At 55.9% G+C, this 14,834-nt stretch carries 17 protein-coding genes; 6 read left to right on the top strand and 11 right to left on the bottom strand.

The window, feature by feature from the left end:
• Nucleotides 1–29: 29 nt before the first annotated feature.
• From ACR0IU_RS08075 to ACR0IU_RS08045, 7 genes are all read right to left on the bottom strand, one after another.
• On the bottom strand, nucleotides 30–1,109 hold the full coding sequence (locus ACR0IU_RS08075) for a hypothetical protein (protein WP_480715887.1): 1,080 nt from the start codon (nucleotides 1,107–1,109) through the stop codon (nucleotides 30–32).
• A gap of 301 nt (nucleotides 1,110–1,410) precedes the next feature.
• Nucleotides 1,411–1,878, bottom strand: coding sequence for an Hsp20 family protein (locus ACR0IU_RS08070; protein ID WP_170775845.1), 468 nt, complete (start codon nucleotides 1,876–1,878; stop codon nucleotides 1,411–1,413).
• Nucleotides 1,879–1,999: 121 nt separating this feature from the next.
• Nucleotides 2,000–2,818, bottom strand: a complete 819-nt coding sequence (locus ACR0IU_RS08065) for a trypsin-like serine peptidase (RefSeq protein WP_480715886.1) — start codon at nucleotides 2,816–2,818, stop codon at nucleotides 2,000–2,002.
• Nucleotides 2,815–3,600 (bottom strand): trypsin-like serine peptidase, encoded by a 786-nt coding sequence (locus tag ACR0IU_RS08060; protein WP_480715885.1) that lies wholly within the window; start codon nucleotides 3,598–3,600, stop codon nucleotides 2,815–2,817. The genes ACR0IU_RS08065 and ACR0IU_RS08060 overlap by 4 nt, the downstream gene beginning before the upstream one ends.
• A 117-nt stretch (nucleotides 3,601–3,717) precedes the next feature.
• Nucleotides 3,718–5,031, bottom strand: a complete 1,314-nt coding sequence (glcF, locus tag ACR0IU_RS08055; RefSeq protein ID WP_480715884.1) for a glycolate oxidase subunit GlcF — start codon at nucleotides 5,029–5,031, stop codon at nucleotides 3,718–3,720.
• Between the two features lie 3 nt (nucleotides 5,032–5,034).
• Entirely contained in the window at nucleotides 5,035–6,129 is a 1,095-nt protein-coding gene (locus ACR0IU_RS08050; RefSeq protein ID WP_480715883.1) for an FAD-binding protein, read from the bottom strand.
• A gap of 45 nt (nucleotides 6,130–6,174) precedes the next feature.
• Nucleotides 6,175–7,614: an FAD-linked oxidase C-terminal domain-containing protein gene (locus ACR0IU_RS08045; RefSeq protein ID WP_480715882.1), complete on the bottom strand. Its 1,440-nt coding sequence runs from the start codon at nucleotides 7,612–7,614 to the stop codon at nucleotides 6,175–6,177.
• A gap of 80 nt (nucleotides 7,615–7,694) precedes the next feature.
• Between ACR0IU_RS08045 and ACR0IU_RS08040 the strand changes: the two genes are divergently transcribed.
• Both ACR0IU_RS08040 and ACR0IU_RS08035 read left to right on the top strand, forming a co-directional pair.
• A complete protein-coding gene (locus ACR0IU_RS08040) occupies nucleotides 7,695–8,405 on the top strand; it encodes a DUF599 domain-containing protein (protein ID WP_010438777.1) in 711 nt (236 codons plus the stop codon).
• Nucleotides 8,406–8,440: 35 nt separating this feature from the next.
• Entirely contained in the window at nucleotides 8,441–8,788 is a 348-nt protein-coding gene (locus tag ACR0IU_RS08035; RefSeq protein ID WP_480715881.1) for a hypothetical protein, read from the top strand.
• Nucleotides 8,789–8,791: 3 nt separating this feature from the next.
• Here the strand turns inward: ACR0IU_RS08035 and ACR0IU_RS08030 are convergent, their stop codons facing one another.
• The 4 genes from ACR0IU_RS08030 to ACR0IU_RS08015 form a co-directional block, all read right to left on the bottom strand.
• Nucleotides 8,792–9,277 (bottom strand): flavodoxin family protein, encoded by a 486-nt coding sequence (locus ACR0IU_RS08030; protein WP_480715880.1) that lies wholly within the window; start codon nucleotides 9,275–9,277, stop codon nucleotides 8,792–8,794.
• Nucleotide 9,278: 1 nt separating this feature from the next.
• The gene (rlmH, locus tag ACR0IU_RS08025) at nucleotides 9,279–9,749 is read right to left on the bottom strand and encodes a 23S rRNA (pseudouridine(1915)-N(3))-methyltransferase RlmH (protein WP_480715879.1); all 471 of its coding nucleotides are present in this window, start codon (nucleotides 9,747–9,749) and stop codon (nucleotides 9,279–9,281) included.
• Between the two features lie 44 nt (nucleotides 9,750–9,793).
• Nucleotides 9,794–10,153, bottom strand: coding sequence for a ribosome silencing factor (gene rsfS / locus ACR0IU_RS08020; protein WP_039541351.1), 360 nt, complete (start codon nucleotides 10,151–10,153; stop codon nucleotides 9,794–9,796).
• 165 nt (nucleotides 10,154–10,318) lie between these two features.
• On the bottom strand, nucleotides 10,319–11,689 hold the full coding sequence (locus tag ACR0IU_RS08015; RefSeq protein ID WP_480716125.1) for a mechanosensitive ion channel family protein: 1,371 nt from the start codon (nucleotides 11,687–11,689) through the stop codon (nucleotides 10,319–10,321).
• Nucleotides 11,690–11,774: 85 nt separating this feature from the next.
• Here ACR0IU_RS08015 and ACR0IU_RS08010 point away from each other — a divergent pair, with 85 nt between their 5' ends.
• Genes ACR0IU_RS08010 through leuD form a run of 4 tightly spaced genes read left to right on the top strand, consistent with a single transcriptional unit; the run spans nucleotide 11,775 to nucleotide 14,558 of the window.
• Nucleotides 11,775–11,870: an isopropylmalate isomerase gene (locus tag ACR0IU_RS08010; RefSeq protein WP_224857982.1), complete on the top strand. Its 96-nt coding sequence runs from the start codon at nucleotides 11,775–11,777 to the stop codon at nucleotides 11,868–11,870.
• Between the two features lie 43 nt (nucleotides 11,871–11,913).
• Complete coding sequence (gene leuC / locus ACR0IU_RS08005; RefSeq protein WP_480715878.1) at nucleotides 11,914–13,317, top strand: 3-isopropylmalate dehydratase large subunit; 1,404 nt, start codon at nucleotides 11,914–11,916, stop codon at nucleotides 13,315–13,317.
• 38 nt (nucleotides 13,318–13,355) lie between these two features.
• Nucleotides 13,356–13,910 carry a DUF308 domain-containing protein gene (locus tag ACR0IU_RS08000; protein WP_170775819.1) on the top strand — a complete coding sequence of 185 codons (555 nt, stop codon included), beginning with the start codon at nucleotides 13,356–13,358 and terminating at the stop codon, nucleotides 13,908–13,910.
• 42 nt (nucleotides 13,911–13,952) lie between these two features.
• On the top strand, nucleotides 13,953–14,558 hold the full coding sequence (gene leuD / locus ACR0IU_RS07995; RefSeq protein WP_010438759.1) for a 3-isopropylmalate dehydratase small subunit: 606 nt from the start codon (nucleotides 13,953–13,955) through the stop codon (nucleotides 14,556–14,558).
• Nucleotides 14,559–14,834 lie beyond the last annotated feature (276 nt).

The following is a 14,834-nucleotide window of genomic DNA, read 5'->3' as shown; positions in this document are numbered from 1 at the left end:
CAGCCTTACGTCTTTTCGGCTAAAGCGCTTCATCCGCCATACAAATTCTTATCATGCTTCTCGACGATCGAGGCGAACCGGCGGGCAAAGCGTTCATCCGCCCTGGCCTTTTTCTCCAGCACGTCGCGGGCAAAGACCATGTGATCCTCATGCGCCTCAAGCATGTCGGCCATTTTCTGGTTGGTCGCGGTACCGATGGCGGCCATGGCGGTTTGCGCCTCTTGATCCGTTTGCACGCCGATCTCGTTGATGCGGTGGGCCACGTCCTGCTGCTGCGCGGTTTTTAGCGATTTGGTCAGGGCGTCATACAGCACGACGCGCTGCCGGGTGTCTGTCTGTAGCTTGTTGATCAACACCATCTGCGTCGCCGCCTGGTTTTGCAATGAATCGACCCACGTCTTGCCCTTTTCGATATAGCGCTCAAGTGTCTGCGATTTGGCCAGCTTGACTTGCTCTTCCTGAACCTTGGCGTTGTACTGCTTGTTCAACTCGGCCAATTCAGTCTCTAACTGAGTCCGCGCGGCTGCGTCCTGTTCGACGCTGATCTTGTTTTCCAGCGTTATGATCGTCGGATCCATACCCTGAATCTCAGTGCGCAGCGCTTCCAGTTCGGCCACCGTCGCCTCGCGGTCATCCAAAGTGACGGTCAGATTGTCCTCGACCTTCACACGTTGCTCTTCCAGCACCGACAATTGCCCTTCCAGCAGCTTCACGATCACGTCGGATTTGGCGATCAGGTCCTGCAGTTTGTCGTCGATATTGGCGGTGCGCATACGCTCCTGCCGCATCGACTCGGATTTGGCTTTGGCGAAGATGCCGACAAACGACTCCCACCCGGTTTTCGACCGCATCTCGTCGAAATCTTTGGAGAACGCGTTGGTGACGTCATCCAAGCCCATGATCAGCTCGGCGATGTTTGCGTTCATCACCTCAGTATGGGCATGCACATCTTCAAGCGTTGCATTTTCGATGTCGATATCCGCCTCTGACGTGCCGATCTTGGCGCGTGCCGCTTCGATCCGCGAGGTCAGCCCTTCGATCTGCGACTGGCTTTCGCGCACTTTGGCCTGAGTTTCCTGAATCAACGCTTCAAACTGCTGGTTCGACATCTGTCCTATTCCTTTTTTTCTTATCTACCCAATAAGATAGGGGATGTTACACAGATTTACATCCCCACAAGCGGTAAAATCCCGCAGAGTGTCGCAAACTCGGACATGAAAAGATAGGCGGGACAACCCTAAGACGAACGGAAAGCCTAAGGCGCGCTTCTGGTACAACGCATCAGGATTGAGACGGGAACAAAAGCAACAATTGTACCCCAGAACGACAACGCCCCGCGTCTGGAGGAACGCGGGGCGTGTGTTGCGATAACCCAGAGAGGAGAAGATTATCGCGACGTGATCAAAGGCGTCAGTTCACGGCTTTTGCGTCAACCACATCCTTTTCGATCGCACTAGCTGAAGAGATCTCGATCCGGCGCGGCTTAAGTGCTTCGGGCACTTCGCGCTTCAGGTCGATGTTCAGCATGCCGTTCTCATGGCTCGCACCGGTGACGCGAACGTGGTCGGCCAGGGCGAAGCGGCGCTCAAATGCGCGGGTCGCGATGCCACGATGCAGGTAGCTGCGATCCTTGTCTTCGGCGGATTTCTTGCCAGAGACAACCAACGAATTTTCTTTTACTTCAACTGACAGATCAGCCTCAGAGAACCCGGCAACAGCGACCGAGATGCGATAGGTGTCAGCATCGGTCTTTTCAATGTTGTAAGGGGGATAGCTGGGCTGAGCCACATCGTTGGTCAGAACTCGGTCCATCATGTCTGCGATCTGATCGAAACCGATAGTGGCGCGGTGAAGCGGTGCAAAGTCAAATGTACGCATGTCGTATCCTCATCATTGAGCGATTTACGAATTTGCCCTCCGGTATGGACGGGCGGTGAGTTTCCCGGACCCCAATCGTGGCGATCCGGTAAAATTCAGATGGGAAGCGGTTGGTTCGGGTTCAAGACCCGCCGGCGCTGATGAATTTGGCACCCGAACTGGATTTGTCTGATCCGGGCTGCAATCTGCGGATCGTGGCCGTTGGCCGGGGTGCATCACGGCGCAGGATCGCCTTCAATTCTGAAACGATTCCCGACAACTCCATTCCGTAACCGACTTTCTGACCTCCATTCGTTGAAATTGCCGAGGCAACCGACAATATCTGCCAGCGCGGCCCCTTCTTTGCCAGAATGGCCGAGCCAGACGATCCAAATGTGACGTCGCAGTTAAAGACGATCAGGCCCTGTCCACGCTGAAGAATGTGACAGGATCGCTGCCGCAGGATCGCGTCTTCCCTGCCGAGTCCATAAGATGCGACGCTGATTTCATTGTCGGTTACGCGGCCACTGTGCAGGGCAAACGGATCAGCAATAGAGTAGGGAATCGGCTCATCCAGCCGCATTAGAGCCACATCAACCCGAACCCGAGGGGCCGAGACAGGGGCGTTCGCGACAAAATCCGGGTGCGCGGCGATCTGGATGACCTTCCGCTCGGCCAGCGCTTCGCCATCGCTTAGCCCGGCGCGAAATGTCACTTCGCCGGGGGCGTATGGTTTACCAGTCACCTTGTCCAGCGCGCAGTGGGCGGCCGTCAAAACGATATCCTGAGCAATCAAGGTGCCCGTGCAAAAACCCTTATCGCCAAAATCCAGTCGGCCAACCGCTTCCCATCCGTACAGATCATCCCGGTCCGTCAGACGGCGCTTGTTTCCGGTCTGGGCCTGCGATGTGGTTGCAATAACAGAAAAACATAAAATAATTTTGAATAATAACCGGGTCATGGCTTAACGAATTTTGCTCCAAGGTGTTTGGTGTTGTTGTCCAGAGACGCGTTCATACCTCGCCCTTGGGAAAGCTCGGCCTGCAACAATTCGAGAGATTCGTTCAAGTCGGTGCCCAGCGCAACGCGTTGACCCTGCATTTCAGCTTTGGCGGCTACGACTGAAACGATGCGAGGGCGTTCACCCTCAAACGAAAAAATCGGCGCACCGGACGCTCCGAAATCCACGTCACAAGACATGATCAGGATGCCCGCCTGACGGCCGATGACTGAACAGACCTCTTGCAGAGACGGTGCTTCGGCCCGGTCATGGGCGTAAGAGACAACACCGACCTCTTCACCGCGAGTTAGGCGGTGTCCGGTTTCAAAAGGTATGACCGATGTGTTTCGGATCGGCTGCCAGAGCTCGATCAATGCAATATCGTGACGTACGCGAGTCGCCGACAAATCACCGACATATTCATATTCCGGATGCACCACCGTGCGCCGTGCCGGTCGATATGCCGACGCATGCCCAAGACGCCAACCCGCCAGAAACTCGATCCGCGCCGGATCAATCCGCTGTTTCGTCGCTTTATCGAAAAGGCAATGCGCTGCGGTCAGAACCAGCGTTGGAGATATGAGCGATCCGGTGCAGAACCCGGTTCCATCAATATCCAGCCGACCAACCGCCATCCACTCTCGCCCAGCGTCAGTGGTATCAAGGCTTTTAAGCCCTGAATCCTGCGCCTGCCCTGCCAAAGGCAGCAAGCTAAGCGTAATAGCGGTGATCCAGTTGCGCACACAGGTCTCCGGTCAAGTGGTCCGATCAACAATCGTATGCTGTGGGTACGGCGAAAATAGGGCAAATTCGGCCCGTTCTGGATTCGCTGTGATCTGATGCCCGCTTGCAGCAATTGGCTAACGTAATTGCGGTATGCCGCTGGTATCACCGTGCAGCGCGCGCGGTTTGGGCCCACCTGTGGCCCAATCCAGCAGTTCGACGGTATGGATAACGGGCGTGTCGGTTCCGGACCCGATCTGCATCATGCACCCTATGTTTCCTGCTGCGATCACATCGGGATTTCTGGCCTCAAGCGAGCGCACCTTGCGCTGTTTTAGCTGACTGGAAATTTCAGGCTGCATAAGGTTATAGGTTCCGGCGCTGCCGCAGCATAAATGACTATTATTAGGCTCTAACACAGTGAATCCAGCAGATTTCAACAGACTTTTGGGGTGAGTAGTAACTTTTTGGCCATGCTGCAGAGAGCATGCTGCATGGTAGGCAACGACCAGTTCTTTTTTGTCTCTGAATGGCAAATCCAACTGAACCAACAGTTCGCTGATATCCAGCGCCAACGCCGACACCCGCGCGGCATCTGCAGCAAGTGGGTCGTTGCGGAACATGTGGCCATAGTCCTTCACCGTAGTCCCACACCCCGATGTATTAATGACAATCGCATCTAAGCCATCGCCATCCATTTCGCGCGTCCAGGCCCGGATGTTGGTGGCGGCAGAAGCGTGGCTTTCGCCCGTTTTACCCATATGATGAGTTAAGGCTCCACAACACCCTGCCCCTACAGCAACCACTACCTCACATCCCAAACGTGTCAGCAGACGAATCGTGGCATCGTTGATGTCTGTATTCAGCGCTTTTTGCGCGCACCCTGTCATCAACGCCACACGCATGGTTCTTGAACCTTTTGGTGCAAAACTCTGGGGATCATCATTGCGACTAACCGGTGGAATATGCTTGGGCGCCATATCCAGCATCGCTTTCAGGCGCGCATCCGGCATCAAAAACCGGAACGGGCGGCCCAGCTTTGCACCAATCAGCGCCCATCGAAAGCGCCTAGGATAAGGTAAGATTTTGGCCAGTATCCAACGCAGTGCCTGATCCGAGAATGGGCGTTTGTAATTATCTTCAATGTATTCCCGCGCGTGATCGACCAGATGCATATAGTGCACACCCGAGGGACAAGTGGTCATACAGGCGAGGCAAGATAAGCAGCGGTCGATATGCTTGACGGTCTTTTCGTCCGGGACACGTTCATTCTCCAACATATCCTTGATCAGATAGATGCGTCCGCGAGGACTGTCCAATTCATCACCAAGAACCTGATAAGTGGGGCACGTTGCAGTACAGAAACCACAATGAACGCAGTTCCGCAGAATTTCATTGGACCGCTCAATCGCGGGGTCCTGCAGCTGCTTTTCGGTAAATGTCGTCTGCATCGTCTACCCCATAAGACCCGGATTGAACACGCTACGCGGATCGAATTTCAGCCGTATTGCCTTTGTTAGAGCCTGAATTTTTTGGTTCTCTGGTTGAAACCGACGAAATTCTTCCATCGTATCGGCACCTGCACGTACAAGGCTCGCATGGCCCTCGAAGGCCCCCAAGCGCGCACGCAAATCCGTGCCCTTTGGCACCAGCGCCCATATCAAACCACCACCCCAATCAAGCAAGGTTCTCCCTGCTTCGATCCGATCCGCAATGACCGGGGCATCACCGGGTTTCACCGACAAGCGCCAGACATCGCCTTCCAGATCATGGAACGCACGCACATCGCGCAGATCAGCCCACCGCTTGCGCGACTCCTCCAACTCGTTGCATTCGTTGCCAAGTGTTTCGCTCAATCGATTAGCCCGATAAGCGACCGAGTCGGCAAATCCCTCGATCCTCAAAAACGCCTGTCTATCCTGCGGATCATACGCCGCGCCGCTCACTTCGTATGGGGATCTCAGGGCAGTCGACATAAGATCAACTGCGGTTCCTACATCATCGGCACTGACAGCCAATGTGGCCTGTGTCTCTGGCTTGGGCAAAACCTTCAACGAGACTTCTGACAAAACCCCTAATGTGCCCCATGACCCGGCCATCAGTTTCACCAAATCGTAGCCGGTGACATTTTTCATCACGCGTCCACCATTTTTGATGACTTGCCCAAGGCCATCGACATAACGGACGCCGAGCAGGAAATCCCGGCAGGCGCCGGCCTGAATTCTGCGAGACCCCGAGATGTTGGCTGCAACAACGCCACCAATCGTCGGTTCACCAGTCGTGCCCAACAAACCGCGGTGATCCATTGGCTCGAATGCCAATTGCTGACCCTCGCCATCCAGAGCCGCCTCAATTTCAGCAATAGGAGTTCCCGCACGTGCGACCAGAGTCAGCGCTCCGGGTTCATAGAGAGTAATCCCGCTCAGTCCAGCGGTGCTCAGCTCCGGTTCCGCACCGACAACGCCGCGCGTGCCACCGCCCGCAATACATACGGGTCCGTTAAGCCCAGCAACGGTTTCTGCAAGTTCAGCCTCGGTTTCAGGTCTCATTGCGTTCATCTTTTCACAAATTACTTGAGGCTGTGGGCAAAGCCCCTATTCCGCCGCCATCCTGCGCCCCGCTGACGACGCCAATGGGAACACTTTGGCTGGGTTCAGCAGCCAGTTGGGATCAAACACATCTTTCACAGCCATCTGTGCATCAAGATCCTGAGCCGCATATTGATGGGTCATCAGATCTCGCTTTTCGATGCCAACCCCATGCTCCCCCGTCAGGCAGCCGCCCGCATCGACGCAAAGCTTTAGGATGTCCGCCCCGAACTCCTCACATTTCTCAAGATCACCCGGTTTATTGGCGTCAAAGAGGATCAAGGGGTGCATGTTCCCGTCACCGGCATGAAACACGTTGCCAACAGGTAGGCCGTAGTCCTTGCTCAACTCTCCGATGCGGCGCAGCACAAAGGGCAGCGATGAGACCGGAATCGTCCCATCAAGACACATATAATCGTTGATCTGCCCCATCGCACCAAAGGCCGATTTCCGCCCCAGCCAGATACGCGCGCTTTCATCAGCGGATTGGCTTTCGCGCAGCTCAACGGGATTGTGGCGTTTGGCAATCTCGATGATCTTCGAAAGCTGGCTGTCGATCTCAGCCTCTGACCCTTCAACCTCGACAATCAGCAACGCCTCACAATCGGGATATCCAGCATGGGCGAAATTCTCGCAGGCTCTGATACAGAGGCGGTCCATAAACTCGATTGCGACGGGTAGAATGCCCGATTTGATAATGTCAGAGACACAATGGCCCGCAACTTCGTTGTCATCGAACCCCATCAGAACAGGTCGCGCCCCTTCGGGTTTGCGCAAGATCCGCAGCGTTGCTTCAGTCACCACGCCCAGCTGCCCTTCGGATCCGCAAATCACACCCAGCAGGTCCAACCCACCAGCATCCAGATACGCGCCTCCAATTTCGACCACACTGCCATCCATCATCACCATGGTGACGCCCATCAGGTTGTTGGTCGTCACGCCATATTTCAGACAATGTGCTCCGCCCGAATTCATCGCGATATTCCCGGCGATGGCGCAGGCAAGTTGGGACGAAGGATCAGGGGCGTAGAAGAAATCCTCTTCTTCAACGGCTCCGGTCACACTCAAATTGGTTCGGCCGGTCTGCACCTTGATAAACCGATTGTCGTAGTCGACCTCCAACACTTCATTCATCCGAGCAACGCCTAGGATCACGCAATCCGCTGTCGGCAAAGCACCGCCGGCCAACGAGGTCCCCGCACCGCGCGGCACCACGGGCACACTCAGTTCGTGGCAAATGAGCAAAACATCAGAAACCTGCTGTGTTGTCGACGGCAGTACCGCCAACAAGGGCGGACATTTGTAAGCGGTCAACGCATCACACTCATATGCACGTGTTTCGGCCACATCGTGGATGACGGCATCCCCCGGCAGGACCTGCTGCAAACGCGCAACCAAAGCTTGCTTACGCGCCATGACATCCGGATTTGGCTTGGGCATTTCCATCGCTGACCCTCCATTTGGTAAAATTATATTACCAATTTTAGCGGCTGGCAAGTTTCTGAATCCAGCAATAGTGTCGCGGCATGACCTGGATCGACCGCGCATTGCTGTTCTCTCCGTTAGACTACGTTGCCGTACTGCTTCTGTTTGCAGCTTGGCTGGGAATTGGGTGGAGGATCGAGAATCCTTCCTCTCAGAAACCGTCGGTATCGTTGATGATGGATGATTTCCGCAAGGTCTGGATGCGAGAGATGGTGACGCGCCAGCCACGTGTGTTCGATGCTCAGGTGATCTCGGCCATGCGTCAGGGCAGTACGTTCTTTGCGTCAACGATCATGATTGCAATTGGCGGTGGCTTGGCGCTGCTTGGCAATACCGAGCGCTTGGCCGGAGTTGCCGAAGACCTTGCCATTGGCCGTGCGCCCGCAATGGTGTGGGAGGTCAAAATACTGATTATTCTTCTTTTTCTGTCGAACGCATTTCTGAAATTTGTCTGGTCGCATCGTTTGTTTGGATATTGCGCCATCTTGATGGCCGCGGTTCCAAACGACCCCGATCATCCGCAGGCCTATGCCCGTGCCGCTCAGGCAGGCGATATCTGCATCACGGCGGCGCGTAGTTTCAATCGTGCGTTGCGGGCAACCTACTTTGCGTTGGCATCCATTGCCTGGATTTTGGGACCAATGGCATTAATACTGAGCTCAGCCGTTACATTTGGCGTCCTATATCGTCGCGAATTCGCCTCGCATTCGCGAACTGTCATGATGACAGCGCCACCAAACACAGAGTCGTGATCGCAATGCCGCGCCCGAGCGCATAGTTTGACCCTATGCGATATCTGATTCTCAGCGCCTTACTGGCCAGCCCCGCCTTCGCTGACTCTCCGACGATCGAACAGGTCTCGGCCCGTTCGAACGGTGATACCTGGCGATTCGATGTCACGATCCGTCATCCCGATACCGGATGGGATGATTATGCCGACGGCTGGCGAGTTCTGGATATGCAGGGAAACGAACTGGGGATGCGCGTGCTGCACCACCCTCATGTTGACGAGCAACCCTTTACCCGGTCTTTGGGCGGGGTGATGATCCCGGACGGGACCACGCAGGTGCAAATTCAGGCGCGCGACAATGTCGGTGGTTGGAGCGAAGACACGTCAGTGGTCGATCTGAACTGACCTTTAGAACACCCCGAGGCTGAGACCTGCCGCTAAGGCCGCACCAATATCGCGACAGTTTTCAAGTTGTTCCTGAGGAATGATCTTCTCAGCCAGGATTGCTTCGGGCGTTTGCGCATGAGTGCAGATGATCAGGGGCGGTTGCACCTCTTTCAACCGCCACCCCGTTGCGATCCGTGCCATCTGTCGCGCGGCATTCTCACCATCTGATCCGGCGCAGACCATCTGCGCATAGGGTCGACCTTCGATCCTCCCCAGTACCGGATAATAACAGCGATCGAAAAACTCTTTCATCAGCCCAGAGATCGCGGCCAGGTTCTCGGGTGCGCAGAAGATATAGCCATCAGAGGCCAGCAGGTCTTTCGGCCCGGCCTGATCGGCGGTTTTCAGGATGGTGTTCGCCTCGTCGCGCGCTGCATCTGCTGCGGCTTCGGCCATCTGCCGGGCACCGCCGGTGCGCGAATGGTAGACGATCAAAAGCTGCGCCATGTCAGACCCGGTGATAAGGACCGCCCGACAGGATGGTAGCGGCCCGGTACAGTTGCTCGGCCAACATCACACGGACCAGCATATGAGGCCAGACCATTGACCCAAAGGACAGGGAGAAATCGGCCTCGGCCCGCAGATTAGGGTCTATTCCGTCCGCTCCGCCGATGATCAGCGCCAGATCCTGTCGGCCCTCATCACGCCATCCACCCAGCTTTTTTGCAAAATCGGGTGAGGACATCACCCGTCCGCGCTCATCCAGCGTACAGATAACCGCGCCCTTGGGCAGAGCTTTCCGCAGCAACGCGGCCTCGGCCCCCATGCCTGCGTTTTTCTTGTCTTCGACTTCGATCACCTTTGCAGGCCCAAGGCCCAGCGCACGGCCGGTTCGGTCGAAACGAGTCAGGTAATCATCAAGCAGGGTCTTCTCCGGTCCGGCACGCAATCGCCCGACCGCACAAATGCTGATACGCATGTCTCTCTCGCCTCCGGCCTGTTAATGCAGGCCGGGATCGCGCCTCAATTCGCCGAGGCGCTGCCGCCCTGAGGCAGCCACATCTTTTCCAGCTGGTAGAATTCACGCACTTCGGGGCGGAAGATATGAACGACCACGTCGCCCGTATCGATCAACACCCAGTCGCCGGCATCCTTGCCTTCGACCTTCGAGGTGAAGCCGAATTCCTGCTTGATGCGATCCGTCAGCTTTTCCGCCATGGCCGAGACCTGACGGGTCGACCGACCCGAGGCAATCACCATGTGATCCGCGACAGAAGACTTACCTTGCAGGTTGATCTGCACGACGTCTTCGGCCTTGTCATCGGAAAGTGAGGAAAGGATACGTTCAAGCAGCTTATCGCTGATTGACTGAGAGTGGGCCATTACTTTGGCCCCATCATCGGCGGGCAAACCCGCCTGTGTATGTAGAGACAGGACATAGTCCTCCTTTGCAACGCGCCGCCAAATCCCCGGCGCTGGGGTACTAATAAGGTAACAAGGGGATTGCAACATTTCAATGAACGGGCTGCTTCACGCAGTGACATCGGCTCACTCTTTGGCGAGTTGTTGCGCCTCTGCGTCGTCCGGCAGCAGACGAACTTCACGTTGTGGGAAGGGTAGCGAGATGTCTTCAGCCTGGAATGCGTCCCACAACGCCAGATAAACATTGCCCCGGATGTTCGTCAGCCCTTTGGTCGGATCACTAATCCAGAACCGCAGCACATAGTCCACGCTGCTGTCGCCAAAACCGGTGATGTGGCAGACGGGTTCATGGGATCCTCCACTCAGTACTCGACCAACCGATTTGACGGCTCGTATCGCCGTTGCCCTCACTTTGTGAGGGTCGTCGCCATAGCTGGTTCCGAATTCCAGATCCAGCCGAACAAACTTGTCCGAATGCGACCAGTTCACCACCTGATTGGTGATCAAATCCTCGTTTGGGATCAGGTATTCCCGCCCATCGCGCGTGACAACCGAGACATAGCGCGCGCCCAGCGCATTGATCCAACCGAACGTATCGCCCAGCGAGATCACATCGCCCGGCTTGATCGATCGGTCCATTAGAATGATGATGCCCGAAATCAGGTTCGAGACCACTTTTTGCAGCCCGAACCCGATCCCTACACCAATCGCGCCGGACAACAGCGCAATCCCGGTCAGATCAAAGCCAAGCGTACGGATCGCAGCCATGAACACCGCACCATAGAGCAGCACCTGAATTCCCTTGGCGAGTAACACCTGCATCGATGGCGTGATGTCATCATTACTCTTAAGCCCGCGTTCAGCCGCGCGGGTCCCGATCCTTGCGAGCGTTAGTAGAATGCCGATCAGCAGGACGGCTTTGATGATCCCCAGCGCCGAGATATGGAGATCACCTATCGAGAGCGCCACACCGTCCAGAAAACCGGCGACATCATCAGTCAGATTCAGCGCGATTAGCGTTGCATAGACCCACATTGACCATTTGAAAATCTGCCGCAGTGTCCGGTTGCGCACCAAGCGCGATACCAACGCAATGGCCAACCAAGCCGCTGCCAGGGTCGCAAATACACCTATGATATAGCTGCGCGAAGGCCACGTTGTTTGCTGCATGACCCAGTAGAGACCCCAAGTCAGCAAGACGAAATAGACCAGCGTCAAACGCCGCATCAGTTGGATCAGAATGCGCAGCCGCCATTTCGGCCAGCCGGTACGCGCGCGCGCCCATATATCCCATCTTTTTTGCGTCAGTAGTTTCAGAAGAAACGCCAACGCCCATAGGAACAGGATGATAACCAATTGATACTGCCGCCAACCGGGCGTGACGATCAGCTCGATCAAATTTTCAATCTGTTCTGAAAAGGCCGCCGTCATATTGCCGTAAAGCTCGGACAGCGTTTCTGGTAACAGATCCTGGTTCATGCCTGCCAGCTTGGCCATCCATGTGAGGGGATGCAAGCCCGTACCCGGATTGAACCTTGATTGACGGCAAACCCCGTTATATCTGGAGCGCATGAGACTCAATGTGGCCCAAGAACAGAATCTGGAAGATCGCGCGCGGTTGCGTGAACGGTTCTTTGGTGCCGCCCGCACGGTTCTGGCACGCCTACCCGTCGCCTAAGCCACCTCGCCAGCCATTTCTCATCACATACGGGAGAGGACCGATGTCCCCCAAAACACTCTATGACAAGATCTGGGATGCCCATGTCGCGCACGAAGCCGATGATGGCACCTGCCTGCTTTATATCGACCGCCATCTGGTTCACGAAGTGACCAGCCCACAGGCGTTTGAAGGCCTGCGCATGGCGGGCCGCAAGGTGCGCGCGCCAGAAAAGACGATCGCTGTACCGGACCACAACGTTCCGACCACCCCGGACCGCGTGAACGGGATCGAAAACCCGGAATCGCGCATTCAGGTCGAAGCACTGGACAAAAACGCCAAGGATTTTGGCATTCACTATTACCCAGTGCACGATGTCCGTCAGGGCATCGTCCACATCGTTGGCCCCGAGCAGGGCTGGACCCTGCCCGGCATGACCGTTGTCTGCGGCGACAGCCACACAGCGACCCATGGTGCTTTCGGCGCTCTGGCGCACGGTATCGGCACGTCTGAGGTTGAGCACGTTCTGGCCACGCAGACCCTGATCCAGAAGAAGTCCAAGAATATGAAGGTGGAAATCACTGGCAAACTGCAGCCAGGCGTGACCGCCAAAGACATCACCCTGGCCGTAATTGGTGAGACTGGTACCGCTGGCGGCACTGGCTACGTCATCGAATACTGTGGCGAGGCGATCCGCGATCTGTCGATGGAAGGGCGCATGACCGTCTGCAACATGGCGATCGAAGGCGGTGCGCGCGCCGGCCTGATCGCGCCGGATGAGACCACCTTTGAATATGTCAAAGGCCGCCCGCATGCCCCCAAAGGTGCACAGTGGGAAGCCGCGATGGACTGGTGGAAGACACTTTTCACCGACGAAGATGCGCATTTCGACAAAGTCATCACGCTGCGTGGTGAAGATATCGCACCGGTCGTCACTTGGGGCACCAGCCCCGAGGATGTGCTGCCGATCACCGCATCCGTACCGCATCCCGAAGATTTCGAAGGCGGCAAAGTCGACGCGGCCCGCCGTTCGATCGAGTATATGGGTCTGGAAGCCGGTCAAAAGCTGAGCGACGTTGAGATCGACACTGTTTTCATCGGTTCGTGCACCAACGGTCGCATCGAAGACCTGCGTGCTGCGGCGGAGATCCTCAAAGGCAAGAAGATCAAGGACGGCATGCGCGCAATGGTCGTACCAGGCTCGGGTTTGGTGCGTGCACAGGCCGAAGAAGAAGGATTGGCCGAAATCTTCAAAGATGCCGGATTCGAATGGCGTCTGGCAGGATGCTCGATGTGTCTGGCGATGAACCCCGACCAACTGCAGCCGGGTGAGCGCTGTGCAGCGACTTCGAACCGCAACTTCGAAGGTCGTCAGGGCCGCGGTGGGCGCACCCATCTGCTCAGCCCCGCAATGGCTGCCGCAGCGGCTATCACTGGACGGCTGACAGACGTCCGCGAAATGATGTAAGACTCTCTCATATCTAGATATTTGATGGAGAGACTAACATGAGTGATTGGGTCAAATGGCTACTGCTGGGACTTTTGTCCATAGCATTCGGTGTGTTCGTATTGGGCGCGCCGGTCGTGGCGTCCGTTGCCGTAACAGTAGTAACCGGTGTGTTGCTGCTGATCGCGGGCGGATTGCAGATCGTTGGCGGCTTCACGGTTGAAGGCACTGGCAACAAAATCCTGTCACTCATCATGGGTGCGGTCATGCTGTTCCTGGGCTGGTCCTTTCTGGATCACCCGCTGCAGGGCACGCTGACGCTCGCGACTGTGGTGCTGATCCTGTTCATGGCAGGCGGCATCGCGCGGATCATCCTGTCGTTCCAAATGAAGGGAACACAGTTTTTCTGGCCCACGATGATCTCGGGCATCTTGTCGATCATCCTCGCAGGCATCATCTGGAGCTATGTGGGGCAAGAGCCGCAGGCATTGCTGAGCATACTGGGGATCTTCCTGGGCATTGAGATGCTGTTCAACGGGTTCGGATTGGTCTTCATGGCGTTCTTCGTCAAGAACGCACCCAAGGACGAAACAACGGAAGCGAAAGAAGCTTAAACGCGGGGCATGGGCGCGGCCCTCTCCCGCAGGAGTGTAGAAATGGAAAAGTTCGAAAAAGTCCACGGGGTGGCCGCCCCAATGCCATTGATCAATATCGACACCGATATGATCATTCCCAAAGTGCACCTGAAAACGATCAAGCGGTCCGGCCTTGGCGTCGTGCTGTTTGACGAGATGCGTTATCACGACCACGGGGGCGAGAACGAAGAGTTCGTGCTGAACAAACCCGCCTATCGCCAAACCGAGATTTTGGTGGCGGGCGACAATTTCGGCTGCGGCTCATCACGTGAACACGCCCCTTGGGCGATCAAGGATTTCGGCATCAAGGTCGTGATCTCGACCAGTTTCGCCGACATCTTCTTCAACAACTGCTTCAAGAACGGCATCCTGCCCATCGTGGTTGAGGAAGAGCATCACGCGATTCTGATGGATGACGCGCATAAGGGCGAGAATGCTCGTATGACCGTGCATCTGGAAGATCAGCAGATCACCACATCGGATGGCGTGGTCATCGAATTCGACATCGACCCACACCGCAAACACTGCCTGCTGAACGGTCTGGACGATATTGGTCTGACGATGGAAAAAGACCATCACATCGACAAGTTCGAGGATCACGCAAGCCAAGCCCGTCCCTGGGTATGATTCTGGGGGCGCATCTGTTGATACTCAACCTAACGGGGTCACAAGCGCGGCCCCGTTCGCATTCTTGGGGTTAAATTGCCCCAATCTACTACATCTAGGTATCATTTTGATATACACGTCGGATTTGCGTCGAAATTGATGCAATCCCGCACCAGTTGCGCCATCATTTTGCCCGAAACTCAGTGTTTTCTGCACTCTGACTTGAGCGAATTACCGCTTATCAGCCAAGGTGGCACCTAACAGGTAGCCGCCAGTGAACGAGTGGCGCGCGCAAGT

This window comes from Ruegeria sp. CL5, from assembly GCF_056536485.1.
The sequence above is the reverse complement of the archived record's forward strand: the minus strand, read 5'-3'. Positions and strand labels throughout refer to the sequence as shown.

Coding starts and splice junctions, on each gene's coding strand:
- ACR0IU_RS08040 (WP_010438777.1), top strand. CDS start 7,695: ATGACCTGGATCGACCGCGCATTGCTGTTCTCTCCGTTAGACTACGTT.
- ACR0IU_RS08045 (WP_480715882.1), bottom strand. CDS start 7,614: ATGGAAATGCCCAAGCCAAATCCGGATGTCATGGCGCGTAAGCAAGCT.
- ACR0IU_RS08015 (WP_480716125.1), bottom strand. CDS start 11,689: ATGGCCAAGCTGGCAGGCATGAACCAGGATCTGTTACCAGAAACGCTG.
- ACR0IU_RS08065 (WP_480715886.1), bottom strand. CDS start 2,818: ATGACCCGGTTATTATTCAAAATTATTTTATGTTTTTCTGTTATTGCA.
- ACR0IU_RS08050 (WP_480715883.1), bottom strand. CDS start 6,129: ATGAGACCTGAAACCGAGGCTGAACTTGCAGAAACCGTTGCTGGGCTT.
- ACR0IU_RS08030 (WP_480715880.1), bottom strand. CDS start 9,277: ATGGCGCAGCTTTTGATCGTCTACCATTCGCGCACCGGCGGTGCCCGG.
- leuD (WP_010438759.1), top strand. CDS start 13,953: ATGGAAAAGTTCGAAAAAGTCCACGGGGTGGCCGCCCCAATGCCATTG.
- ACR0IU_RS08075 (WP_480715887.1), bottom strand. CDS start 1,109: ATGTCGAACCAGCAGTTTGAAGCGTTGATTCAGGAAACTCAGGCCAAA.
- rsfS (WP_039541351.1), bottom strand. CDS start 10,153: ATGGCCCACTCTCAGTCAATCAGCGATAAGCTGCTTGAACGTATCCTT.
- ACR0IU_RS08070 (WP_170775845.1), bottom strand. CDS start 1,878: ATGCGTACATTTGACTTTGCACCGCTTCACCGCGCCACTATCGGTTTC.
- glcF (WP_480715884.1), bottom strand. CDS start 5,031: ATGCAGACGACATTTACCGAAAAGCAGCTGCAGGACCCCGCGATTGAG.
- ACR0IU_RS08000 (WP_170775819.1), top strand. CDS start 13,356: ATGAGTGATTGGGTCAAATGGCTACTGCTGGGACTTTTGTCCATAGCA.
- ACR0IU_RS08035 (WP_480715881.1), top strand. CDS start 8,441: ATGCGATATCTGATTCTCAGCGCCTTACTGGCCAGCCCCGCCTTCGCT.
- leuC (WP_480715878.1), top strand. CDS start 11,914: ATGTCCCCCAAAACACTCTATGACAAGATCTGGGATGCCCATGTCGCG.
- rlmH (WP_480715879.1), bottom strand. CDS start 9,749: ATGCGTATCAGCATTTGTGCGGTCGGGCGATTGCGTGCCGGACCGGAG.